At 38.5% G+C, this 22,401-nt stretch carries 27 protein-coding genes; 3 read left to right on the plus strand and 24 right to left on the minus strand.

Annotation, left to right across the window (positions count from 1 at the left end; translation table 11 throughout):
- Nucleotides 1–37 precede the first annotated feature (37 nt).
- The 21 genes from AM608_RS00615 to AM608_RS00715 all read right to left on the minus strand — a co-directional run bounded on the left by AM608_RS00615 (nucleotide 38) and on the right by AM608_RS00715 (nucleotide 17,637).
- Nucleotides 38–592, minus strand: coding sequence for an NAD(P)H-dependent oxidoreductase (locus tag AM608_RS00615; protein WP_053580409.1), 555 nt, complete (start codon nucleotides 590–592; stop codon nucleotides 38–40).
- Nucleotides 593–803: 211 nt separating this feature from the next.
- A complete protein-coding gene (locus AM608_RS00620) occupies nucleotides 804–1,520 on the minus strand; it encodes a pirin family protein (protein WP_053580410.1) in 717 nt (238 codons plus the stop codon).
- Between the two features lie 75 nt (nucleotides 1,521–1,595).
- Nucleotides 1,596–2,465 (minus strand): pirin family protein, encoded by an 870-nt coding sequence (locus AM608_RS00625; RefSeq protein ID WP_053580411.1) that lies wholly within the window; start codon nucleotides 2,463–2,465, stop codon nucleotides 1,596–1,598.
- Between the two features lie 80 nt (nucleotides 2,466–2,545).
- Nucleotides 2,546–3,115, minus strand: a complete 570-nt coding sequence (locus AM608_RS00630) for a Crp/Fnr family transcriptional regulator (RefSeq protein WP_053580412.1) — start codon at nucleotides 3,113–3,115, stop codon at nucleotides 2,546–2,548.
- Between the two features lie 62 nt (nucleotides 3,116–3,177).
- On the minus strand, nucleotides 3,178–4,029 hold the full coding sequence (locus AM608_RS00635) for a hypothetical protein (protein ID WP_253273490.1): 852 nt from the start codon (nucleotides 4,027–4,029) through the stop codon (nucleotides 3,178–3,180).
- A gap of 154 nt (nucleotides 4,030–4,183) precedes the next feature.
- Nucleotides 4,184–4,561, minus strand: coding sequence for a VOC family protein (locus AM608_RS00640; RefSeq protein WP_053580414.1), 378 nt, complete (start codon nucleotides 4,559–4,561; stop codon nucleotides 4,184–4,186).
- Between the two features lie 75 nt (nucleotides 4,562–4,636).
- Nucleotides 4,637–5,437 carry a hypothetical protein gene (locus AM608_RS00645; RefSeq protein ID WP_053580415.1) on the minus strand — a complete coding sequence of 267 codons (801 nt, stop codon included), beginning with the start codon at nucleotides 5,435–5,437 and terminating at the stop codon, nucleotides 4,637–4,639.
- 4 nt (nucleotides 5,438–5,441) lie between these two features.
- Nucleotides 5,442–6,404, minus strand: coding sequence for a hypothetical protein (locus AM608_RS00650; RefSeq protein ID WP_053580416.1), 963 nt, complete (start codon nucleotides 6,402–6,404; stop codon nucleotides 5,442–5,444).
- Complete coding sequence (locus AM608_RS00655; protein WP_053580417.1) at nucleotides 6,347–7,189, minus strand: hypothetical protein; 843 nt, start codon at nucleotides 7,187–7,189, stop codon at nucleotides 6,347–6,349. Before AM608_RS00655 ends, AM608_RS00650 begins: the two co-directional genes overlap by 58 nt.
- 62 nt (nucleotides 7,190–7,251) lie before the next feature.
- Entirely contained in the window at nucleotides 7,252–8,004 is a 753-nt protein-coding gene (locus AM608_RS00660; RefSeq protein ID WP_172672757.1) for a helix-turn-helix domain-containing protein, read from the minus strand.
- A 107-nt stretch (nucleotides 8,005–8,111) separates the two neighbouring features.
- Entirely contained in the window at nucleotides 8,112–8,606 is a 495-nt protein-coding gene (locus tag AM608_RS00665; protein ID WP_053580419.1) for a 3'-5' exonuclease, read from the minus strand.
- A 40-nt stretch (nucleotides 8,607–8,646) separates the two neighbouring features.
- Nucleotides 8,647–9,465, minus strand: a complete 819-nt coding sequence (locus AM608_RS00670; protein WP_053580420.1) for an alpha/beta hydrolase — start codon at nucleotides 9,463–9,465, stop codon at nucleotides 8,647–8,649.
- A 216-nt stretch (nucleotides 9,466–9,681) separates the two neighbouring features.
- A complete protein-coding gene (locus AM608_RS00675; RefSeq protein WP_053580421.1) occupies nucleotides 9,682–10,131 on the minus strand; it encodes a hypothetical protein in 450 nt (149 codons plus the stop codon).
- 51 nt (nucleotides 10,132–10,182) lie between these two features.
- A complete protein-coding gene (locus AM608_RS00680; protein ID WP_053580422.1) occupies nucleotides 10,183–11,142 on the minus strand; it encodes a zinc-binding dehydrogenase in 960 nt (319 codons plus the stop codon).
- Between the two features lie 12 nt (nucleotides 11,143–11,154).
- Complete coding sequence (locus tag AM608_RS00685) at nucleotides 11,155–11,865, minus strand: ABC transporter ATP-binding protein (RefSeq protein ID WP_053580423.1); 711 nt, start codon at nucleotides 11,863–11,865, stop codon at nucleotides 11,155–11,157.
- Complete coding sequence (locus AM608_RS00690; protein ID WP_053580424.1) at nucleotides 11,862–13,400, minus strand: glycine betaine ABC transporter substrate-binding protein; 1,539 nt, start codon at nucleotides 13,398–13,400, stop codon at nucleotides 11,862–11,864. Before AM608_RS00690 ends, AM608_RS00685 begins: the two co-directional genes overlap by 4 nt.
- Nucleotides 13,401–13,554: 154 nt before the next feature.
- Nucleotides 13,555–13,986 (minus strand): hypothetical protein, encoded by a 432-nt coding sequence (locus tag AM608_RS00695; RefSeq protein ID WP_053580425.1) that lies wholly within the window; start codon nucleotides 13,984–13,986, stop codon nucleotides 13,555–13,557.
- A 128-nt stretch (nucleotides 13,987–14,114) separates the two neighbouring features.
- Nucleotides 14,115–14,807 carry a LytTR family DNA-binding domain-containing protein gene (locus AM608_RS00700; RefSeq protein WP_053580426.1) on the minus strand — a complete coding sequence of 231 codons (693 nt, stop codon included), beginning with the start codon at nucleotides 14,805–14,807 and terminating at the stop codon, nucleotides 14,115–14,117.
- Nucleotides 14,804–15,883 carry a sensor histidine kinase gene (locus tag AM608_RS00705; RefSeq protein WP_053580427.1) on the minus strand — a complete coding sequence of 360 codons (1,080 nt, stop codon included), beginning with the start codon at nucleotides 15,881–15,883 and terminating at the stop codon, nucleotides 14,804–14,806. Before AM608_RS00705 ends, AM608_RS00700 begins: the two co-directional genes overlap by 4 nt.
- A 49-nt stretch (nucleotides 15,884–15,932) precedes the next feature.
- A complete protein-coding gene (locus AM608_RS00710) occupies nucleotides 15,933–16,874 on the minus strand; it encodes a DUF6268 family outer membrane beta-barrel protein (protein ID WP_053580428.1) in 942 nt (313 codons plus the stop codon).
- A 124-nt stretch (nucleotides 16,875–16,998) separates the two neighbouring features.
- Nucleotides 16,999–17,637, minus strand: coding sequence for an NAD(P)H-binding protein (locus AM608_RS00715; RefSeq protein ID WP_053580429.1), 639 nt, complete (start codon nucleotides 17,635–17,637; stop codon nucleotides 16,999–17,001).
- 132 nt (nucleotides 17,638–17,769) lie between these two features.
- Here AM608_RS00715 and AM608_RS00720 point away from each other — a divergent pair, with 132 nt between their 5' ends.
- Entirely contained in the window at nucleotides 17,770–19,344 is a 1,575-nt protein-coding gene (locus AM608_RS00720; RefSeq protein ID WP_053580430.1) for a Na+/H+ antiporter, read from the plus strand.
- Nucleotides 19,345–19,419: 75 nt separating this feature from the next.
- On the opposite strand, the gene AM608_RS00725 is transcribed toward AM608_RS00720, so the two are convergent.
- The 3 genes from AM608_RS00725 to AM608_RS00735 form a co-directional block, all read right to left on the minus strand.
- The gene (locus AM608_RS00725) at nucleotides 19,420–19,767 is read right to left on the minus strand and encodes a hypothetical protein (protein WP_034575697.1); all 348 of its coding nucleotides are present in this window, start codon (nucleotides 19,765–19,767) and stop codon (nucleotides 19,420–19,422) included.
- Nucleotides 19,768–20,128: 361 nt separating this feature from the next.
- Complete coding sequence (locus AM608_RS12205; protein WP_172672734.1) at nucleotides 20,129–20,323, minus strand: hypothetical protein; 195 nt, start codon at nucleotides 20,321–20,323, stop codon at nucleotides 20,129–20,131.
- A gap of 108 nt (nucleotides 20,324–20,431) precedes the next feature.
- Nucleotides 20,432–21,016: an NUDIX hydrolase gene (locus AM608_RS00735; protein WP_053580432.1), complete on the minus strand. Its 585-nt coding sequence runs from the start codon at nucleotides 21,014–21,016 to the stop codon at nucleotides 20,432–20,434.
- A gap of 5 nt (nucleotides 21,017–21,021) precedes the next feature.
- Between AM608_RS00735 and pyrE the strand changes: the two genes are divergently transcribed.
- Nucleotides 21,022–21,663, plus strand: coding sequence for an orotate phosphoribosyltransferase (gene pyrE, locus AM608_RS00740; protein WP_053580433.1), 642 nt, complete (start codon nucleotides 21,022–21,024; stop codon nucleotides 21,661–21,663).
- 18 nt (nucleotides 21,664–21,681) lie between these two features.
- A complete protein-coding gene (locus tag AM608_RS00745) occupies nucleotides 21,682–22,401 on the plus strand; it encodes a carboxypeptidase-like regulatory domain-containing protein (RefSeq protein ID WP_053580434.1) in 720 nt (239 codons plus the stop codon).

A 22,401-nucleotide genomic window follows, 5' to 3' on the forward strand; every position in this document is an offset into this window, starting at 1 on the left:
ACACACTGCCACACGGCGATTTTTATCAATTGCAAAATTAGCTTAATTCCTTGATTTGCGCAACCAATCGAGCGGCGTGATCTTTGGCTCTTTGTTGTAGGGTTATAAGCACTTCTTTGGGCATTACTTCTGGGATGTACTTCATTCCATAAGAGATTACAGGCTCTTGGAATAGCAGTTTGCAGTGATTGGCAGTTTGTTGGTGAATATTGAGAAAATCGGTAAATGGATAGTTCTGAGCGCCACCGTGTTGGTAAGCCTCTTCAGGTGCTCCGGTAGTGAAAGAAAGGATGAGTTTCTTGCCCATCAGCTTGTTGTCGCCATAAGCAAAGCCGTGTGAAAATACGTTGTCTAACCATTTTTTCAACAAGGCAGGAAGCGAATACCAATTCACAGGGAATTGCCATACAATTACATCTGCTTTTACAAGTTTAGCTTGTTCGGCAGTTACATCAATTTGATAGTTAGGATAAAGGGCTTGCAAGTTACTTACTTCAGCCTCAGGGAGCAGACGTTTTACTTCTTCTAAAATAGCCTTATTGGCGTTAGACGTCTCCATAGTAGGATGCCCGTTGATAATTAGAACTTTCATATAAAATTTAAATTTACTTCTTTATTCGGGTGCAAAGGTAATATGTTTTTATATAATAAGCAAACTTACTATATATTATTTTATAAATATTTTTTTAAGGTGTAGGTATTACTATGAGTTAGGGATATAAAAACTCCCCGCCAGTAGATTTTTCTACAAGCGGGGAGGGCATAATTTGTTACTTTGTTAATTAACAAATTGGCTCATTATCTTATAATTCCAACATCGGTACTTCCATAAGGAGGATTTCACTGTCGGTGGTAGCTTCCAAGGTGAATGCCTCGGTTTCGGTAATACCTAAACCATCGCGTGCATCAAGCACTTGGTCGCCTATTTTCGCCTGTCCGCTGATGACAAATACATACACGCCATTGGAAGCATTGTGCAAGCGGTATTCTTTAGCGTTGCCTGCGGTGAAGTTGGCTAAATTGAACCAAGCGTCTTGGTGTATCCACAAACCTGCATCGTCGGGGTTTGGAGAAACGATTTGTTGGAAATCGTTAGGTTTGGCTTCACTGGCAATTTCCATTTGTGCGTAACGAGGCTCTACATTCATCTTGTTGGGCACTACCCAAATCTGGAAGAACTTCACGGGCTTATTGCTATTGCCATTTATTTCGGAGTGCATAATGCCGGTGCCTGCGCTCATTACTTGTATTTCACCCTTGCTAATGATGCCTTGGTTGCCCATACTATCGCCGTGACGAAGGTCGCCTTCGGTAGGAATAGAGATGATTTCCATATCGCGGTGAGGGTGTTTGCTAAAGCCCATTCCCCCAGCTACAGTATCGTCGTTAATCACCCTAAGAGCACCAAAGTGCACGCGTTCAGGATTGTAATAGTTAGCAAAGCTAAAAGTGTGATAAGTATCAAGCCAGCCGTGGTTAGCGTGTCCACGAGTTTCAACTTTGTGTAAAATGGTTTTCATTTTCTTGTTCCTTTCTTTAAATTAAGTTTGATATATAAGCTAATTAACTAACTTGCTGATTAGTTAATTGGTTAATTAATCTAAGTACCCGAATTTTCCAGCTCTAACATCTTCAAAGGCTTGCACGATTTCCTCACGAGTATTCATCACAAAAGGTCCGTAGGCTACAATAGGCTCGTTGAGCGGTTCGCCACTGAGTACTAATACAATGGCATCATCTTGAGCGGTTACTCTAAAGGTTTCGCCGTCATTTTCCATTAGTACAAAGTGATCAGTAGGGGCTTCATCGGTATTGTTTACCAATACATTGCCTTCTATCACCAAAACAGCCGTATTGTAATGTGCTGGGAAGCTAAAATCGGCAGTGGCACCCTTGCTCAATTTTACATTGAGCATATTTACAGGGCTGAAAGTACTAGCAGCACCCGCTACTTCCTTATAATCACCTGCGATAACTTCTATTTCTACGCCTTCACTGGTATAGCGAGGGATATCGGCGTTCTTGATAGCCTGATATTTAGGAGCAGACATCTTGTATTGAGAAGGCAAATTCACCCATAGTTGTACCATTTGGAAGATTCCCCCTTTTTTGCTCCATTCTTTTTCGTGAAATTCTTTGTGGAGTACGCCACTGGCAGCGGTCATCCATTGTACATCGCCTTGGCTGATAACGCCACCGCCTCCGTTGCTATCGTTATGGGCTACGCTACCTTGGTAGGCAATAGTTACGGTCTCAAAACCGCGATGAGGGTGTACATCTACGCCTTTAGGCTTTTCACTAGCAGGAAATTCATATTTGGAATTGTAATCTAATAGAATGAAAGGATCCATACGCTCCATATCCATTCTAAACCCGCTGGGGATAAAATTATGTACTCTAAAGCCATCGCCTACAAAGTGAGGTTCAGGAGGCGAAGCTACCAATTCTACAGTTCTTGTTTTCATTTGTTGTTCCTTTCTTTATGATTTCGGGTGCAAAAGTACGGCAGGAAAACAAGCTGTGCCTTAATGTAGATTAAGAAATGCTATTGACGGAGTAATTGGGCTTTCATCTTGCTGAAAAACTCAGGTGTAATACCCAAGAAAGCAGCTATTTGTGTTTGTGGTAAGCGGTGAATAAGTTGAGGATAATGTTTTGAAAAAGACACATAACAGTCTTGAGCACTCCCGCTGAGTAGCTCCAAAATACGGTCTTGTAGCACTTGCTGGTTGCGTTCAGAGAGTTTTCTAAATACAAGGTTCAGCGCAGGAATTTCTTCATACAATCTGTTGAGGTTCTCTAAGGTAATGGCTCTTGTGGAGGTCTCTTCCAATGCCTCGGCAGTAAGTAGGGAAGGTGTTTTTTCTTGGAAGCTCCTCATATCAGTAAGCCAATGGTTTTCGGTGGCGAATTGGAAGATATGTTCACCCCCTTTGTCGTCTACTTTATAGAGTTTTAGACAGCCTTCTTCTACGAAATAGAAATACTTACAAGGGTCGCCTTCCTGCCACAATGTTTCGCGTTTGCGGAAAGTACGTTCTACAAAGAGACTGTCTATAAGGGCACTCTCTTTTTCAGTAAGGGGAGTAAGGGAAGAAAAGTAATTGAGTAACATAAGCGTTTTATAAATCTTACAAAAAGTCAAACAAGGTAGTTTTTTCTACTAATGGAAAGGTTCTATAGCTTTTCAGATGTTAGTGAAGGAGAGGCATTATAGCCTCCAACGAACCATTCCTTTTTTTCGCTATCATATCTTAGAATCTCTACAGATGAATTGTCCTTGATATAGAAAAAATAAGTGAAATTTTGATATTCAGACCTAAACAGATAAGAAATTGCTACATTATCAGGGACTAATTTGAGCCTTATGAGTAGCTTTTTTATAAAAAGAGAAGTTTCTTTGTCTTCTTTTAGGGTTTCAAAAGATTTATTTATATCGGAAATGTGTTTTCCAAGATTATTATCAGGGATATAGTCATACATTTCATTGGTTTTAGGGTTAAAGTAGCCTAATATATTAGCTCTCCCACCGTATTGTTGTCCTGCTTGTATATGAAAATAGAATACACCTTTATATTCTTTGGTTTCCATACTATGTGAAAGATATGCAAAAGCTCCCGTATGAGGGTATAATCCTATATAATAGGTCTTGTGTGTCATTGTAGTTAAATCAAAACTTACGGCGGTTACTACTCCCCAACAAGAATAAAAAACAAGTAGCTTATTTTCTAAATGAAATCCTTTGATGATATTATAAGTATGATATGCACCTTCTCCTAAATATTTACTTGTTGTCCAATTAGAGTCCTTTTTATAAGTAGAGATAAATATTTTAGTTGCTTCTCCTGATTTTTTGTCTATATAAAGTGTTTGGAATTCGGCTTGCTTCTCACCACTATCATCTCTGACTAATTGTAGAGAAAAGTCCTTAAAATCTTGTTTGTAGATGGTGTCTATATCTGTCTTAGTTTGACTAAACATATTTTGAGAATAGTTAAGTATAAAGATTAAGAATAGGAATGTTTTCATAGGCTAATTTTTAGAGGATTGTTCAATTTTATCGTTTATTCCTAACCAAATGGCGAATTACAAATTACGAATGATGAGTGCAAAAGTAGTGAATAATTAGCTAATTAAAAAATCCCCGTCGGTAGATTTCTCTTTCAGCGCGGATTTTTTATTTTTACTCAGGTGCGGAATAGGTTACAATATCTATCCCGATGCCGTTGGGGTCTATAATGGCAAAATGACGGTCGCCCCAAGGCTCTTTGCGAAGTTCTATGGCAATGGGTACGCCCCGCTCTTTTAGCTTGTGGTAATAGTCGTCTACGTTCTCTACTTCAATGGTGAGATATACGCCCTGTTGGGTAAAAGGTTTTTGGAAGAGAGGCTGTTGCGAAGGGTGGTTAGGCAACAAAAAACTGATTTCTGCCTCCTGATTGGGGGTGTGCAACAGCAAATAAAAGTCGTTTTCAAAAGTAACACCAAATTGCAATACTTGGGTGTAGAAAGCCTTGCTCTCGGCTAATTTCTCAGTGATAATACCTGCGTTTAATTTCATTCTGATAATGTATTTGTTATTCGGTGGCAAAAGTACCGCAAGTGCAGGGAATACAATTGTAAAAAACGGACATTCTTATAAGCTATGATATTTTATTTTATGCTTAATAATAAGTGTATTTACTTTATTAAAATCCTTCTTTGTTTTTAATTCTATATATTTTCCTTTTTCATTTGGGTAAAGAAAATCATTTATGAAGATTTGAATTTTATAAACTGATTTATATATTCTAAAAGATTCGTAATATTTGATAAATTCGGGAATTAGGTCAATATTTATAATAACTAATTTATTAGATATAAATATGTAAAAATCTTTATTGACAGAATCTTCTCTTAGTTCTTCATCTTTTATTCTATGGATAAAATGGTATTTATATAAGTTATTAGCAAAAGCCTTTATTTTCTTATATCTTACTAAGCGTTCTTTGTTCAATTTAAATGTAGTAACATATACCTCAACAGATTCTATATTTAGAAACTTAGCTAAACATAGCCTATGTTGTCCAGACGTAGTAAAATAATGTTTCCCAAATTTCCAAACATATTTGCTTTCCGCACCACCATATTTGTAATGGATATGATTAATAATATCTTCTTTTGTCTTAAAATTATTAATAACGCGTTTTAATCGTCTCAATTTGCATAATAATTCATACCAATTTATCTTTTCACTAAAATTATAATCAAAATCGTATTCTATTCCTATTATATCTTTTGGATTTATCTTTTCTGTATAACCAAAAGTATTATCCTGTTCAAAAAAATCGAAATATATTAGATCATAGGGGCGAAATACATTTTCTTCAAAGCATTTTTCTTCTTTGAATTCTGGATAGATTCTTTTTAACCAACTTATTCTCTCGTGCTCAATCATTCTACTATTCAAAAACTTCTTTAATCATTTGTTTTATAGTTAGATTTGTAAGCTTAGTTACAATAGGAGTTACATTGTCATAATTATTTTTCCAATGCATTCCATCATTATATATAATACCTAATAAGTAATAAATTTCAGGAGAAGATACTCCCTTACTTTCTGCAAAATCTAATTTCTCTCTTGTTTTATGAGTACCTAAAAACAAAACTTTATCCTCTTCCTTATTTAGCCAGTTATATACATTTTCTTCAATCTTTACTCTTACAGCACAACAAACAGCAAAAGGATCATAATCTTCATTATCATTAAGATATTTTCGAACTTCTTCATTAATATAATTTTTGAAATTATTCCCCTTGCCCCAAGTTTCTTTAAGTCCTAAGTTCCTAAAATCATCTCTTTTATTAATTTCCTCTGTATGATAATGTAATAAATATTTTGATACATCACCTTTTATAGAATCTTCATTTCTACATTTTAGTAATTTTTCAAAATGAATACTTGTTTGTGCTTGTTGTTGATTGAGATAGTATATTTTTAAATCTTTAAAAGCAAAAGTTGTAAAATAGGAAGGGTTTAAATGTGTTAGTATTAGAGGGTAGATATTCTTACCTTCTTGTTTCATTTCATCTATAAACTTAGTAATATAATACTGAACAGCTACAAGATTTGCATCGTCTAAATAATCAAAAACTTCATCAATTATTAAAATATTAGAAGATTTAGTGAGTTTTTCTCTCGCTTTGAACAGCATAGATATAAACGAAAGTACATCTCTTTGCCCATTAGAAATGTCTTTAGCAGGAGGAAACTTTACAACTAATTGGTTTTGCTCTTCTTTTGCCTCTATTTTTTTCCAAGTTGAATCAAAAGTAGAAAGAAAAGCTTTAAAATTAGCTTTTTTTATTATGTATTTACTATATTCATAGACTTTTTCAAATCCTTTCTTATCATCATCGTACAACCATATAAATTGTATTGCTGATAAATAACAGCTAACTTCATTATCCTCATATTTTTTATAATATCGGCAATGCATTTCAAACAAGTAATATTTCTTAGTTCAGATAGATTATTTTCTATATGTGTGAGTATTTCATCCTTTGTTTTATTAGAAGGTAGGGTGTTAATCTTCTTGATAAAACTATTAATTACTTTTTGATTTTTTACCTTGATAGCTTCATCAAATAATTTCTTTTTTCCTTCTTCTTTTTCAAATAATTCTACGATTAAAGTTCTTTTATCTAACAAATAACGAATACTTGTTAACACTTTTGAGTTATTTCCAAAGCGTTTTTGATTTTCTTTTAAAGAATAATTAAACTTTTCATTTCTAGGTATTTTATTCTCTAATACAATATCTTCTATTTCTAAAGTAGCTGTTGCTCTTCCATATTGAGAACCTTTTCCTCTTGCATAAAGCTGGCTATTTATTACAAAACAAGAAAATTCTTGAAAAATTTCATTCTTTGAGCTATCTGCTTCAAGAGTAGTCAGATTTCCACATCTTTCAATAGAAAGACTTATTTTAGGAATAAAATTAAGATCATTTTTATGAAAATGTTCATCTTTCAATTTAATTCTATCTCTATTCAGTGAATTAAAAGCTATAGCAAATGAACTCTTACCAAATCCGTTGGGAGCTACTAGTATGCTTGGTTTATTAGGAATAATATCTAAATTAAATACTTTTTTCTCTATTCCTTTAATATTCTCAATTGTTATACTTTGTATTTTTTCTTGTACCATTTTTTATTTTTTTGAGTACAAAGTTAGTTAAATTTTCTTTACTTCAAAATCTTTTTAACAAATTACTCTGTAAACACCTTGCTCGGGGTATCGCCATAGAATGTTTTAAACGATTTGATAAAGTGGGCTTGGTCGTAATAAGTGTCTAAAAAGGAATGTTTGTGATAGGCTTTTGCACTTAGTATATGTTGGAAGCGCACAATATTGCTAAAAGTCTTTGGGTTATCGCCTATGTAGTAGTCGAAAAGGCGGCGCAACTGTCGGGTGCTGATACCAGTATCTAACTCACTGATGTGTATGCTGCCTTTGCTTTGCAATATCTGCAAAAGTGCCGAGAAAAAGCGCTTGTCCATCTGCAAAGGGCGTTGTGATAGGTGGCGGAGAAAATAGTTGTCCAAGTGTTGTGCTATGGTAGCTAACAAAAGGGGAGTTTCTAACTGCTCGGCTATAAAAGTAGCCAAAGCGGGAACTACCTCGCACAAGGGAATTTCTTGTGCGCTGATTTCAAAAGCATCCTGACCAAAAAGTAGTGGAAAGGCACTGGGCAGAAAGCGTACCCCTACATAGTGAAAGGCGCCCATTATGGGAAACTCTACATACGTATTGCAATAGCCCATAACGGAACTCATCTGCGGGGCGTTGCAGTCAAAAAATAGGTCTATACAACCATCGGCAACTACTCGGTAGCAAAAAGGTGTGTTACGCGGAGGTGATTTTAGTTCCCAATAGCAATAGATAAACGGGCGCAAAGCCTCACACGGAAGAAACTCGGTATAGGTAACCTCTTTTTCTTCTGCAGGAATAACTGATTGCATAGGGTGATAATAGGGACGAAGTGATAACACGTTATTTGCTATTGATGAAGTGCAAAGATAGAAATAATTAGCCAATTTGTCAGATTTGCTAAATAAAGGTTGCGATCTCACTCGAAAAGTTCTAAAGCGATATGCGCACACGCCTCGGCATCGGCTAAGGCGTGGTGATGTTGCTTTAAATCAAACCCAAAATAAGCGGATACAGTGTCTAACTTATGATTCACAAGCTGAGGGAGGAGTTTGCGCGCTTTTTGATAAGTACAAAAGAAAGGATTAGTGTGTTGTGGGAGTTCGTAATAAGCTAATACAGCCCGCAAACAACCTTCATCAAACACACTATTATGAGCTACAAGGGGTAATTTTTTTATTTTTGGCAATATTTCTGCCCATACTTCGGGGAAGAGTGATGCATTTTCGGTGTCGCGCTGTGAAAGACCGTGTATTTGGGTATTGAAATAACTATAAAAGTTTGGTGCAGGTTTAATCAGTTGGTAATAAGTATCGACAATCTCGTTATTTTTTACAAAAACGAGTCCGATACTGCATACGCTACTGCGGTATTGGTTGGCGGTTTCAAAGTCTAAGGCTGCGAAAGTGTTCATTTAGGTAACAAGTAAAGTCAGTGTTTATATCGAACTCACGTTATTTAAGTTGTTTTTTCATCCATTGACTTACCTCGGTGGCGGGGATATCTTCTTGGTTAGAGAAAACGTGGTCGGCTTTTGGAGTGATTGTTAATTCGGCGTTTTTGTAGAAATACAAAAGATATTCACTATACGAGTAAGGTACGGCTCTATCACCTGTTCCGTGAATGATTTTTACCTTTCCTTTGTAACGCTTAGCGGCTTCAAAAGGCTTTATGCGTTGCCCTGAAAGAATATAGTCCTTGCCTACGGTAATTTTGCCTGAGAAGAGGCTCACCTTATCGGGGACATTTAGGGGGTCGAAGGTAGTGCCAAAAAAAGACCCTTGTAACATATTATCGTGAATGATAACTGCTGGAGCTAGCATTGCCACTGCCTTGATTTTGCTCTTGCCGAGTTCTGAACTGAGCAGTATTGAGATCAGCCCTCCTTGTGAATGACCATAGATGCCTATTTTGCTCACAAAAGGCAGTTGTTCAACATACTGAACAATACGGCGTGCATCTTCTAATTCGTTATCGAGGCTCATTTTCTCGAAGTCGCCATCGCTTTTCCCGTGTCCGTTGAAGTCGAAGCGCACAGAAGCAATGCCTTCTTTGGCAAGGGTTTCGGCTATAGTAATGTTTATTTTCTCGTTGATATTTCCAGTAAAACCGTGAAACATAATCACCACGGGGATTTTCTTTTGGTTAAAATTGTCGGGAGTAGTAAGCACACCTCGGAGTTTGCCTACCGCACCTTGTATTTCTATGGGTTCAGTTTTGGCATTAGCCCAAAAAAACGTCGTTAAGAACAATAAAGTCAATACTTTTTTCATCTTATCTGATATTTAGTGTTTATTATTTTACGGGGACTATATAGTTATCCATTTGAAATGACTCTGTGATAAATAATGAGAGTTCAACGTAAGTAATTATTTAAAAAACAGCAAAGTATTTTAATCTTCCACAAAACCAGCGAGTTGGCGCTGCTGGGTAATGTGGAAGATAAATTTTCACGAAATTGACAATTTTACGTTTACTAATTTTGAAGACTACTTTTTCAATCGTTTGAAAACAAAGCGGGTGATAAAAAGCCCTGTAGAATCGTCTTTACCTGAATTACTTTCTACACCACTGGTAACAAAGGCGAGCTCCCATCCTTCTTCACTCATTGCATTGAGTTTGGAAGTGATAAGGGCATCGTTGGCAGCGATATTCTGAAAGCGAATCCCCCCGATGTTAAAGAAGTTCAGCAATTTGGTTTCGTCAAAACCTTTGACACGAATCTCATCACGGTCACTTTTGTTGCGTTCATCGCCGTCTTCGGAGCGGGTGGTGGTAAAATCTTTGTAATTGCGCTCATCGTTAGCCGAAATCAAGCGCGAACGCCCCATTCCAGAAGGTATAACCGATTCTACAGCGGTTACTACTTTAAATTCGTAGGTTTGTGCTGTAGCTACAAAGCCCACAAGGGCTAAACAGAATAAAAAAATCTTTTTCATTGGATTTGTATTTGATGATTTAGGGGCAAAGATACGAAAATAATTAGTAAATTAGTTAATGCGCACTACTACTTTGCCATAACCTGCACTGCTTTCAACATATTGATGAGCAGCAACTATTTCTTCTAAGGCAAATACTTTTTCGGGAGCAACGGGTACATTGTGTTCGTCAATATAAGCAAATAACTGGATAATCTTTTCGGTATTTACACTACCTGAATAGAAAGTGGTAAGATAGGCATTGTGCAGGAGGTCGCGAGTAGGGTCAAAGTCCTCTAAATACCACTTACCGCCTAAAATTCCTGTAGCACAGATGATGCCATATTCTTTTATATGGGCAAATGAATCCTTAATACTTGCAGGTCCCTCCAACTCTAATATTTTATCAAAACACTCATCGGTAGCCAAAACGTTATCATTATCGGCGATAATAGCATCGTAACCCAACCCCAAGAGTACAGCTGCTTTCTCAGTGTTATTACCTCTGATAGAACCTACTACCCTCAGCGTAGGGTATTGAGCTTTTACCAATCGTAAAAAAGCAATGCCTACCCCACTGGCAGCAGCACGCACCAGTACGGTGTCGGTGGGTTTGATTTGTAGATTCTGCATAGAGCCAAAAGCAGTGTAGTAGGTTTCGGGTACTGCCGCAAGGTCGTCCCAACTTAGTGAGGTGGTTATAGGATATACCTGTGTATTGGGCAAGAGGGTATATTCGGCATAACTACCGTCAAAAGCTCTACCCATTTCGCCCATTAGCGAAACAACAGTCTGCCCTTTTTGCAAAGTAGGACTGGTAGTAGCTTCCACTACCCCTACACACTCAATGCCTAAGATACGCGGAAAAATAACCGAAGGTGAGTGCCCTTGCCGCGTGAATATCTCCGAACGGTTGATGCCGAAGCCTTTGATTTTAATTAACGTCCACCCCTCTTTGAGTGTAGGGATAGGGCGTTCTTCTAACTGTAATTGTTGGGCATCACCTGCTTGATGAATAACGATTGCTTTCATTTTTATAAATTACTAATTAACCAATTGTCTTACAAATTCATTGGCAGGGTGTTGTTTAATCATTTCGGGGGTGTCGTATTGCTGAATAACTCCCTTGTCCAACACCAATACTTTAGTACCCAGTGTTAAGGCTTCGGCTATGTCGTGAGTAACAAATACGATAGTAGCCCCTGAGAGCTGATGCAGCACTTTGAGCTCTCGCTGTAGCTGCTGACGGGTAATGATGTCTAACGCCCCAAAAGGCTCGTCCATTAAGATGATTGAAGGGCTTGCCGCTAAGGCTCTTGCAATACCTACCCGCTGCTGCTGTCCGCCCGAAAGCTGATGTGGGAATCGGTTGGCGAGTTCAGGGTCGAGGTTTACCTGTTGTAGTTTTTCGGTTACAATGTGTGTGATGTCGGTTTTAGAGTAGTTTTTCAGACGGAGTACATAAGCAATATTCTCAGCAACAGTGAGGTGCGGAAAGAGGATATTCCCTTGAATTACATAACCTATGTTGCGGCGTAAGGCAATGAGGTCTTCCTCCAAAATATTCTTGTCGTCAATGTATATTTCGCCCTTGTCTGGCAATACCAGCCCGTTAATCATTTTTAGTACGGTGGTTTTGCCAGAGCCTGAAGTGCCTATGATAGTGAGGAAAGTACCGCTTTCAATGGTCAGATTGAAGTCAGCAATAATTTCCTTACCATTATAATTTTTGTGTATATGAGAAAAAGTAATCATCGTTGTGGGTCTAAAAGTCCTTTTTGTAGCAAATAGTTCTTAGCAACTTCTTCAGGTCGTTTCCTTTCAGTTTCTACTAAGAAGTTGAGGTACGCCATCGTAGTATTGTCTATTAGCTGGTTCAGCTTTGCCAAAGTAGTGCGCAGGGTGGGGTAGGAGGTCAGTAGCTCGGTGCGTATTACCGTACCTGCCTTGTAGGAGGGGTACATATTGCGGTCGTCTTGCAGTACCACCACCTCACTTACCGATAGCTGTCCGTCGGTAGTGAATACTACCATAGCATCAATCTTTTTATCGCGCATCGCTTGGTATTTCAGTCCGATGTCCATATCGATTACTTTACCAAAGTGCATACCATAGACTTCTTGCAGTTGCTTGTAGCCGTCTTCGCGCTCGAAGAAATCGTATTCAGCCCCAAAGATAAGTCGCTCGCTCACCTTAGCTAAATCAGTAAAGGTTTTGAGCTGGTATTTTTGAGCCATTTCCTTGCTCACTGCCAAGCTATAAGTATTGTTGAAGCCATATAGGTTAGCCCATTCCAATCCGTATTGCTTTTTATAGGCAGTTTCTAAGTCGGCGAACTTGTACTCGTTGTAAGGGTCTTTGCGTTTGAGTACTGCTTCCCACGCGGTGCCGGTGTACTCGGGGTACATATCAAAGTCTCCGCGCAACATTGCTGGGTGAATGTTGGAGGTGCCACCTCCTACACCATTGGTCAGTCGTACCGAAAGCCCCGTGTCTTGCTCAATAAGCAAAGAAAGCATCTGCCCCAGCAAATAGCTCTCAGTCATCGGTTTGGTAGCGATATGAATATCTTTCGTCTTTTTTGGTGAAAGCACAAAGAAGAGAGTGATGAGTAAAGCCAACACTCCTATCCCTACCAGCTTTAGCGGATTCCGCTTATAGGCAACTTCACGGTGCACCAATCGTTGCTCTACTTTTGCCAAAAGAAAATCAAAACCTAAAGCCAAGAGGGCTATCAGCACACTGCCTATGAGGGTCATCGCACTATTATTGGTAGTGATACCTCTGTAGATAGCCACACCCAAGCCCCCGGCACCTACAAACGAAGCAATCCCTGCCAGCGCAATGGTCATCGTTACCATATTGCGAATGCCCGACATCAGTACAGGCAGGGCTAAGGGGAGTTTGATTTTCCAAAGCAGTTGCCTGCGAGTGCTACCCATTGCCTCTGCAGCTTCTACAATCAGCGGATTGATTTGGGTAATACCCGTATAAGTACTGCGGATAATAGGTAGTAAAGCATAGAGTATTAGAGCAATAAGAGCCGTGAGGTTCCCTACCCCCGTAATAGTGATAAAGAAACCCAATAAAGCGATAGAAGGGATAGTATAGAGCACATTCACAGCCCCCAAGAGCCAAACGGCATACTTGCGGTACTCGCTGATAAAGATCCCCAATAGCACCCCTATAAACGTTGCGATAACAATTGCCAAGAGCGAGATAAGTAAATGCTCAGCAGTCAGGTGCAGGAAGAAAGGGGCTTCCTCACGAAGAAGAGAAATAAAATTCATATAATTAGCAAATGATGTTGCAAAGATACGAAAATAATTAGCAAATTAGCCAATTTGATAATTGACTTCTTCTTACTTAAAAAGTTTCAAAGTCTAAGGTTATGAAAGTATTCATTTGTTCAGGTAAAGGAAAATATAGCAGAGTTTTTACAGGTTAATTTTTAGAGGATTGCTTGATTTTATCGAGTTTTATCCCTAACCAAATGGCTACCCCTAAGGTTTGTATACCACAGGAATATAAGAATGCTTCTCGTATTTCATATAAATGATGTCTATCAATCCATTTACCATCTTCTAAAAAACTGAAAACTATGGCGCCTATATTTACAGAAATAAAGGTGAGCACAAAAAATAGAAGAACACTTATTATTGCGTTTTTAGAAGTGAGTTTTATGTACTTTTCTATGATTTTAGCTATTAAGAAAGAGGGAATTACTCCTGCAAGTAAGGGGATAAAGATAATCCCTATAATTGAATCGGCGGCATCTGTTCCTCCATAGATTATTCCTAATATATATACTGAAATAACAACAATTATAGTCTCTATTATAATTGCTTTGCAAAGTAATGAAGAGGTATGAGGCATAATTTTAATAACGAATTACGAATTACGAATTACGAATTACGAATTACGAATGACGAATGATGAATGACGAATGACGAATGATGAATGATGAATGACGAATGATGAGTGCAAAAGTAGTGAATAATTTGCTAATTAGCAAATTTGTTAATTACTTCATACGCTCTGCCTATAGGAATTTCTGTTTCACCTATATACACAAATTGCTGGGTGTAGGAGGTAATGTGTTGTATATTCACTACATAACTCTTATTAACGCGTACAAATACCGAATCGGGGAGCTGGCTATGTATGTTTTTGAGATTAATCCACGTGATGTAGCGGTCGGTGAAGGTGTGGATAATCACGTAATCTTTCAATGCTTCTATATATAGGATATCGTTATGAGGAATGCGGTAATTGCGTCTATTGGCGCGGATACTGATGTATTGCGTATCGGTAGCTTCAAAGTTGGTTTTCTGCTGAGTGAGCAATTGGTGGTAACTTTCGGCTTTGGCAACGGCTTTTTTAAAGCGTTCGGGAGTAATGGGTTTCACTAAATAGTCGAGGGCATCTACTTCATAGCTGTCTAAGGCATATTGGCTGTAGGCGGTAGTAAAGATAACCAAAGTATGTTCAGGTAAGGTTTTGGTAAACTCCAAGCCATTGACCCCAGGCATCTCTATATCCAAAAAGAGTAAGTGCACTTCGTTCTTTTTCAGAAAGTCGGCAATGCCTACAGTGTTTTTGAAGGTACCCACTACATTCAAATGGCTGTATTGCCTGATAAGGCGCTCCATACCGATACGCGCTAAGGGTTCATCGTCTATTATCAAACAATTCATAGTTGTAGAACTAAGGTTACTATATATTCTTGTGGTAGAGCTTCTTGCAACAGCTTAAAACGGTCGCCATAGAGCAGTTCTAACCGCCGGAGGAGGTTAGTTAATCCTATACCGCTGAATTTTTGTTGAGGATTAGGTTGCAAAGGTACGGAATTGCGCACAGAAAAGTGTAACCATCCTTCTTTTTGTTCGCATTTCATATAGATATAGGTAGGTGCAAGGGCATCAATACTGTGTTTTACAGCGTTTTCGGCTAAGATAAGCAGTATATTAGGAGGCAGTTGTATGCCTTGTATATTCTTTTCGTTGTAGGTAATCTTATAAGTGAAATCATCACGGCGCATTGCTTCCAAAGAAAGAAAATCGGTGAGAAAACGCAATTCAGAAGAGAGAAAAAATCGTTCTTCGTGCGATTGGTAGAGCAAATGCCGCAGGAAATCGGATAATTTTGTGAGGGTGTACGAAGCTTTTTCGGGGTCGATATACAACAATGTGTTGATACTATTGAGCATATTGAACAAAAAGTGTGGTTGTATCTGGCTACGGAGAGCTTGTAGCTCACTTTTGGCAGCTTGTTGCTCTAATTCTTGCATCTTTTCGGTGCTTTTTATCCACAATTGGAATATTTTTATGAGTGTGGATAGCATTATAAAGGGCAATAAACTCAATAATGAAAAGATAAATAGGGTAGGGATAGGCAAAGCCATTGCTTTTTTTAGGTCTTCACTGATAATATACTCTCTCCATATAACGGCATTTAAGTAGTAGGTAATCACTTGACAGATGAAAAGTATCCCTATAAGGCTAAAGGTGTAAGTAACAAGTTTTCCTCTAAACAAAAAGCGCGGAATAAGCACATAGATATTTAAGTAAAAAGCTGCTGTGATAATCATACATCTCTCTATCCAATCCAAGTGGTCTACAAAACCTTTGTAGGCTCCCCATTCTTTAGTAATTAGGAAAAACAACAATAATGATACACAAGCAGTTATATGCCTATAGATGCGATATCTATCGGCAATAAGAAACTGCAAGAAGAGATTGTTTTTTAGAAAAATATAGGGATTTTCGTCCATAGTTTCTATTTGGTAAAGTCATACCTTTTTAGATTTTTGAATCCTATTATTAGTTTCCTCCAATTGTAATCCCTGCCGAAAGGTAAAAAGCAGGGTTAAACTGACTGGAGCGAGAAGTGCCATCTTCATTTTTAGCTTCAGAGGCGAACATAGCACTGAGTTTGCGCTCTCTATAACGTCCTGAGCGGATAAAACTCCCCCCTACAGTAAGTGGAATACTCACGTGTTTACCTATCTTGAACTCAGGTTGCAAACCTACAACAAAAGTCTGCTGACTGAATATTTCCTTTTCTCCATTACGCCTGAGGTAAGCTGAATAACCTCCCATATTAGCTATTAATTTAAGGCTGAGGTTTTCGCGGTAGTTATACCCTAAGGCAACTTTTAGCCCATCAATACTCTCTACTTCAATAGTAAATTTATCGCTAAAAGCACCATTGTATTTAAAATAAAAAGCAGGGAACACCATAGGATAACCGAAACTGTTATTAAGAGCTACACCACCACCTATTTCAAGGTTGTGCCGCCAATGCCATACAAATACCAAAGCTCCATTTGCTACTACATTTTTACCTATATGAATAGACGAAAGACGATTTTCGGGGGTATAGCTTCCTGCACCGAGCGCCATAAGCATAGACCAACGTGTTTTTAAAGGGCGGAGATGAATAGCGCTCACGCCGAGGTTCATCACCTCTGAAGGTAGTTTTTTCCCAATAGGAAAGTTGAGGTTGTTCATCTTTACAAAAGTGCCGTTAAGCCCTACACCCCATACGGTAGGTCGCTGGTAAGGGTCGTCTTCCTCAGGGGGTTGCATAGAGAGGGGTGCCATTGCTCCCACAGAGTAAATCATAGCAGAGCCATCGCCTATATTGCTATCGCTCACCGCATCGTAGAACTTGGAATTGCTCATATACTCTGCTTTTACACTGATTTGCGCTGAAACACTTACTGCAAAGAGTAATGTTATAAGAGTTATTATTTCTTTCACTATAAAATTATTAAGTATTACAGAGGCAAAAGTACAGAAAAACGGATTGTTAGAAGAAAAAGAATTGTTTTTCTATACCAAAAGCGGGAATTGTTAGACTAATTTGAGGCTGTTGACCAATTTATTATAGCTCAAAAATTTTATTTAAAGCAAAGGTAAAAGTTCCTTTAGGGGAGTTGTATACCGCTGATAGCATTTTTTCGGCTAATATTTCGGTAGGCATAGGGCGGTAACGTTTGAAGAGTCCTATTTTGTTGAGGAGAACAATCATTTTGAGTCCAAATTGCTCTCCTTTTCTATCTGACCCTTTGCGCACTAATACTGAGGGTTGGAAAATGAGCAAGCGCGAGAAACCAAGTGCTTTCACAGCATCTTCTAACTGTCCTTTCATACGGTTGTAGAACATTTTAGACTGTGCATTTGCCATTGTTGCCGAGACGAGTACAAAAGTAGGTACCCCATTAGCTTTACACTGCTGGGCAAAGGCGTACTGATAGTCGTAATCCACGCGCCATTGGGCTTCTTTACTACCTGCAACGGCTAAGGTAGTACCCAAACAAGAGAAAGCTACATCGCCGTGCAACAAATCTGCCCACGCCTCAGGGGTATCGAAATTGACCATGTGAGCGTGTAGCTTGGGGTGGGAGAGGGGTAAGGGTTTGCGCACGAAACAATGCACCTCGCTATAAGTATCGTCGGTTAAAAGTTGTGTTACTAAATCTTTTCCGGTAGCGCCTGTAGCGCCGATGATAAGGGCTTTCATTTTTAGGTAAGAGATAAGAGTTAAGAGATAATTTGTTGTGCTGCACAAGGCTGCAAAGATACAAAAAAATACTCATCGGTTATGAATGAAAAGTATTTTTTACTATTTTTGTCGCCTCATAATTAAAGAACTATGGTACAATACTTCCCTTACTTATTGCTTTTGATGGTGGCTATTATGCTACTGATTATGTTGGCTAACCGGCTTAAAGTGGCTTACCCTATTCTCTTGGTTTTAGGAGGGTTAGCGATTAGTCTTATCCCTAATGTGCCTGCTATTACACTCAACCCCGATTTGGTACTCATCATCTTCTTGCCGCCACTTTTATATGCTGATGTTTTTTCGATATCGCTAAAAGAGATGTGGAAATGGCGACGCATTATCTTTAGTTTTGCTTTTATTGTAGTGTTTATTACAGCGGCTGCGGTGGCGTGGGTGGCTAATATGGTATTTCCAGGATTTTCATTAGCCTTAGGGTTTCTTTTAGGAGGAGTGATAGGCTCTACCGATGCCGTGAGTGCTTCAGCGATTATGAATTTTGTGAAGGTGCCTAAACGTATTTCAACGATAATAGAAAGCGAGAGTTTGCTCAACGATGCCTCTTCACTAATTGTATTTAGGTTTGCGGCTTTGGTAGTTACTACCGGTCAGCTGGTGTGGACGGATATAGCATTGAATTTCCTTTGGGTAGTTATTGCTGGGTCACTTATAGGTTTGGCTATCGCTTGGGTGATGAGCAAAATGTATAAATATCTCCCTACCGATGCTAATATAGATGTTATCCTCTCACTTATAGCACCTTATATAATGTATATTGTAGCAAACGAAGTGGGTGCTTCGGGGGTGTTGGCAGTAGTGGCAGGCGGTATGTATATGTCGCTGCATCTTACTAATATTTTTGCTACCTCCACACGTAACAAAGGGGTTGCGGTATGGGGTATTTTAGGTTTTATACTCAATGGCTTTGCCTTTATGCTGATAGGTCTCGACTTGCCTGAAGTACTCAAGGGTATAGAAGCCGAAGGTATGAGTCTTGCCACTGCTACCAACTACGGACTGCTCATCACAGGGGTAGTGGTAGGGGTGCGACTGCTATCATCTTATGGGGCAGTACTTATTACCCAAATAATGAAACGCTTTATCACCGTTGCCGATGAGCGAAACCCTGGTTCTCGGGTGCCTTTGGTATTAGGTTGGGCAGGAATGCGCGGGGTACTCTCATTGGCAGTAGCGCTTTCTATTCCTCTAACTTTAGAGAATGGCGAACCTTTTCCGCATCGCAACCTGATTCTCTACATTACTTTTATAGTGATATTAGCAACCCTATTGCTACAAGGTCTCAGCCTGCCAGCGCTTATCCGATGGGCAAAATTTCCTGATTATAAAGACCATATTCCTGAAGCCGAAGCCGAAAGCCTTATTCGAAAATCTTTAGCGCAAGCTGCTTTGGATTATATGCAAAAGCATTACAAAGAAGGAATTACTGATAGTTTTCTATTACAGAATCAGAAAGATATATGGCAATACCAACTCGATATGCCTAAGTGCAATACTACTCCCGAAGTGCGAAAGAAATACATTGCTATTTTGCATCATCAGCGGGAGATATTGCACCAACTGAATAAAAATCCACGTATTGATGAAGAGCAAATACGCAATTTCCAACGACAGTTGAATTTAGAAGAAGAAAAATGGGAGATGAATTAGTTAATTTGCCGATTTGCCAATTTGTCTTGTAGGCGCGAGCGTCTCGCTCGTGCCCTCAGAACATATTGTTTTATATTAATCAGTTTCTTTTTCGTATTTGCCTCCGTGAAAGTATTCGTAAGCACTCACTTCCAATTCCCCGCAATCAGAAATAAGGCACCCTTCTTCATCGTATATACTATAAACTTGCTGAATGTTGCCTATGGGGCATTCACCGTCTAAGCCTAATAGCACGCTGTAAAACACATCGTTTAACAACAGGTCAATCACTTCTTCTAATTGTTCTTTTTGAGTACTGCTCAGTGCCATTTTTTTTATTTTGGTATTTACAGCTGAAGGATAGTCTGGTTGTACCTGAAAGCACGACTTTAAAAACTCTAGCTTTTCAATATAAAAATTCTTTGCAAATTCGTCTGAGGTCATAATGTTAATTTGTTAATTAGCTGATATGTCTATTTGTTCGGTTTCTCCAAAAATATATTTAGCAAAGTGTTGTTGTAAAGTCATAAAAATTGGTTAATAGAATTAAATGACGCAAAGATACCAAAATTGTGTGTGATGTTATTATTATACCATATAGAAATTGTCTTTTACTCTTAGCTGTTGGTAGTCTTATTCCGCACTTTACGGAAGAAGAATTGGTTACCGACTTTTCCCAAAAGCTCTTCTGTTAGGTAGTTGTTTTTTGTTTTCGCCATAGTTTACTTAGAGTTTAGAGGTCAGGTTTTAGGAATTAGATTAGTGATACAAAGGTAAGGATAAATTTTCAATTAACCATTAACAATTAACCGTTTGATATAGTGATTGTATTCCAGTGGTATTCGCTATAACTTCGCTTAGTGTTCTGGGTAGAGCCACTGTAGAGCCACTGTAGAGCCACTGTAGAGCCACTGTAGAGCCACTGTAGAGCCACTGTAGAGCCACTGTAGAGCCACTGTAGAGCCACTGTAGAGCCACTGAAGAACCACTGAAAAACCACTGAAGAACCACTGAAGAACCACTGAAGATTCGGTATAGCTTCGGTGTAGGTAGTAATAAAAAGGACACGAGCGTTTTGTTCGCATCAGCTTGTGAGAGAGATTCTTTGCTAATTGAATAGCTTCTGAATATTTTTATACGAATCCTTCACCAACTCTCGTACTTCTACCTCGTCTTTCCAACACGCTTTTTCTATATCTTCTTCAGTTTGGGGTACCAATTTCTTCTTAAAGGTAGTAGTCATATCATACCAATAGGTCTCTTTCAAAAAATATTGTCCATCGCGTTTGAATATGTGATAAGTAATCATTCGGAAGCGCTGGATAAGCAGTTTTTTAACACCTGTTTCTTCCTCTACCTCACGCAAAGCACAAGTAGCGATATTTTCGCCCTTTTCTTTCTTTCCTTTGGGCAAATCCCACTTGCCGTGACGCTTAATCATCAGTACTTTTCCATCTTGATTATACACAATGCCACCCCCTGCTTTTATGGTAGGAATAAGTTGCTTAAATTTCTTCATAAGTTTTTCTTCCTTAGGGTGATATAAGTAGATTTTTTCTACCTCTTTTCGCTTGAGTTCCTCCAAGATAACATCAAGAGTAACATCTTTTATTGGAAAACATTTGACGTTCTCAATATTTTCTCGTACATTTGTCAAAATAATCGACTTTTCGTCTAAAAATATTTCATACATAACCTATGATTTTAGATAGTATTACGGCACAAAATACCGCTGAATTTTTATTGCAAATTAACGCAATTAAATTGAATTCTGAAAATTATTTTACTTGGGCGAGCGGTTGGAAGTCACCAATTTATTGCGATAACCGTATAATTCTCTCATTTCCAGAGGTTCGTTCGTACTTTGCAAGCGTATTGGCAAGAGGCATAAAAGAGAAATTTCCCGAAGTACAAGTTATTGCAGGGGTAGCTACGGGGGCTATTGGCATCGGTATGTTGGTAGCTAATGCACTCCAATTGCCTTTCGTGTATGTGCGTCCTGAACCTAAAAAACACGGCAGACAAAACCAAATTGAAGGTTTTTTGCGCCCTGAACAAAAGGTAGTAGTGGTAGAAGACCTGATAAGTACCGGAATGAGTAGCCTTAATGCGGTAAAAGCCCTACGCGATAGTGGTGCTGAGGTATTGGGAATGATAGCCCTTTTCTCTTACAATTTTGATGTAGCCAATGAGCGTTTTACCGAGGAAAAGGTACCGCTTTACACTGCTGGCGATTACGACAGTCTATTAGAAAAAGCCTTGCTTTTTGGTCGTATCAAAAAAGAAGATTTAGAGATGCTCCAGCAATGGCGCAAAAGTCCGGATACTTGGAAACAGTAAAATATTCATAGTAATTTTATGAAATATCTAACAATTATATGGTTGTTTTTTAGTGTAGGAGTCTTTGCACAAAAACAAGTGCGTGGTAGAGTGGTGCGTGATACAATACCTTTGTCAGGAGCGCACGTGATGAATCTTTATACCAATGCTGTTACTACTACTGATGCCAATGGTTATTTTACACTAAAAGCAAGTGAACGTAATACTTTGCAAATTACTTTTGTAGGAATGCAAACTGTTTATCACACTCTTACAAAAGCTGATTTTGGTTTCGGAGGAGTTTTAATACAGATGAAAGAACAGGTCAATCAGCTTGATGAAGTTGAAGTATCAAAATATCAAGGGGTTTCTGCTCAAAGGTTAGGTATTTTACAGCATACTCCTGTAGAGCGTACTTTTGCTGAAAAACGGTTGTATAGTGCTACTCATAGTGCAGGAGGAAATTTATTAAGCATTGATTTACTCATTAATACTATAAGTGGACGAAAGAAGCTCTTAAAGAAAATTGTAGCTAATGAACAGAACTTAGCTGTCGCTAACTATATACGTGAAAATATGAAAGTCTTTCTACAAAAAGAACTCAAACTAAACGAAGAGGAAATAGACGTTTTAGCCTATTATGTAATGGAGAGAACCGAGTTCCACGATCTTGTAAGGAAGAAGGAAAATAAGCAAATGGAGTTTATGCTTATAGAAGCGTGGGGTGAGTACCAAAGATTAGCAAAAGCAGAAAAATAA

It is taken from the genome of Capnocytophaga sp. oral taxon 323 (assembly GCF_001278825.1).
Lineage (GTDB): Bacteria > Bacteroidota > Bacteroidia > Flavobacteriales > Flavobacteriaceae > Capnocytophaga > Capnocytophaga ochracea.

Bases quoted from the DNA above. Each gene is read 5' to 3' on its own strand.
- AM608_RS00615 (WP_053580409.1), bottom strand. From the start codon at position 592: ATGAAAGTTCTAATTATCAACGGGCATCCTACTATGGAGACGTCTAAC.
- AM608_RS00620 (WP_053580410.1), bottom strand. From the start codon at position 1,520: ATGAAAACCATTTTACACAAAGTTGAAACTCGTGGACACGCTAACCAC.
- AM608_RS00625 (WP_053580411.1), bottom strand. From the start codon at position 2,465: ATGAAAACAAGAACTGTAGAATTGGTAGCTTCGCCTCCTGAACCTCAC.
- AM608_RS00630 (WP_053580412.1), bottom strand. From the start codon at position 3,115: ATGTTACTCAATTACTTTTCTTCCCTTACTCCCCTTACTGAAAAAGAG.
- AM608_RS00635 (WP_253273490.1), bottom strand. From the start codon at position 4,029: ATGAAAACATTCCTATTCTTAATCTTTATACTTAACTATTCTCAAAAT.
- AM608_RS00640 (WP_053580414.1), bottom strand. From the start codon at position 4,561: ATGAAATTAAACGCAGGTATTATCACTGAGAAATTAGCCGAGAGCAAG.
- AM608_RS00645 (WP_053580415.1), bottom strand. From the start codon at position 5,437: ATGATTGAGCACGAGAGAATAAGTTGGTTAAAAAGAATCTATCCAGAA.
- AM608_RS00655 (WP_053580417.1), bottom strand. From the start codon at position 7,189: ATGGTACAAGAAAAAATACAAAGTATAACAATTGAGAATATTAAAGGA.
- AM608_RS00660 (WP_172672757.1), bottom strand. From the start codon at position 8,004: ATGCAATCAGTTATTCCTGCAGAAGAAAAAGAGGTTACCTATACCGAG.
- AM608_RS00665 (WP_053580419.1), bottom strand. From the start codon at position 8,606: ATGAACACTTTCGCAGCCTTAGACTTTGAAACCGCCAACCAATACCGC.
- AM608_RS00670 (WP_053580420.1), bottom strand. From the start codon at position 9,465: ATGAAAAAAGTATTGACTTTATTGTTCTTAACGACGTTTTTTTGGGCT.
- AM608_RS00675 (WP_053580421.1), bottom strand. From the start codon at position 10,131: ATGAAAAAGATTTTTTTATTCTGTTTAGCCCTTGTGGGCTTTGTAGCT.
- AM608_RS00680 (WP_053580422.1), bottom strand. From the start codon at position 11,142: ATGAAAGCAATCGTTATTCATCAAGCAGGTGATGCCCAACAATTACAG.
- AM608_RS00685 (WP_053580423.1), bottom strand. From the start codon at position 11,865: ATGATTACTTTTTCTCATATACACAAAAATTATAATGGTAAGGAAATT.
- AM608_RS00690 (WP_053580424.1), bottom strand. From the start codon at position 13,400: ATGAATTTTATTTCTCTTCTTCGTGAGGAAGCCCCTTTCTTCCTGCAC.
- AM608_RS00695 (WP_053580425.1), bottom strand. From the start codon at position 13,986: ATGCCTCATACCTCTTCATTACTTTGCAAAGCAATTATAATAGAGACT.
- AM608_RS00700 (WP_053580426.1), bottom strand. From the start codon at position 14,807: ATGAATTGTTTGATAATAGACGATGAACCCTTAGCGCGTATCGGTATG.
- AM608_RS00705 (WP_053580427.1), bottom strand. From the start codon at position 15,883: ATGGACGAAAATCCCTATATTTTTCTAAAAAACAATCTCTTCTTGCAG.
- AM608_RS00715 (WP_053580429.1), bottom strand. From the start codon at position 17,637: ATGAAAGCCCTTATCATCGGCGCTACAGGCGCTACCGGAAAAGATTTA.
- AM608_RS00720 (WP_053580430.1), top strand. From the start codon at position 17,770: ATGGTACAATACTTCCCTTACTTATTGCTTTTGATGGTGGCTATTATG.
- AM608_RS00725 (WP_034575697.1), bottom strand. From the start codon at position 19,767: ATGACCTCAGACGAATTTGCAAAGAATTTTTATATTGAAAAGCTAGAG.
- AM608_RS00735 (WP_053580432.1), bottom strand. From the start codon at position 21,016: ATGTATGAAATATTTTTAGACGAAAAGTCGATTATTTTGACAAATGTA.
- pyrE (WP_053580433.1), top strand. From the start codon at position 21,022: ATGATTTTAGATAGTATTACGGCACAAAATACCGCTGAATTTTTATTG.
- AM608_RS00745 (WP_053580434.1), top strand. From the start codon at position 21,682: ATGAAATATCTAACAATTATATGGTTGTTTTTTAGTGTAGGAGTCTTT.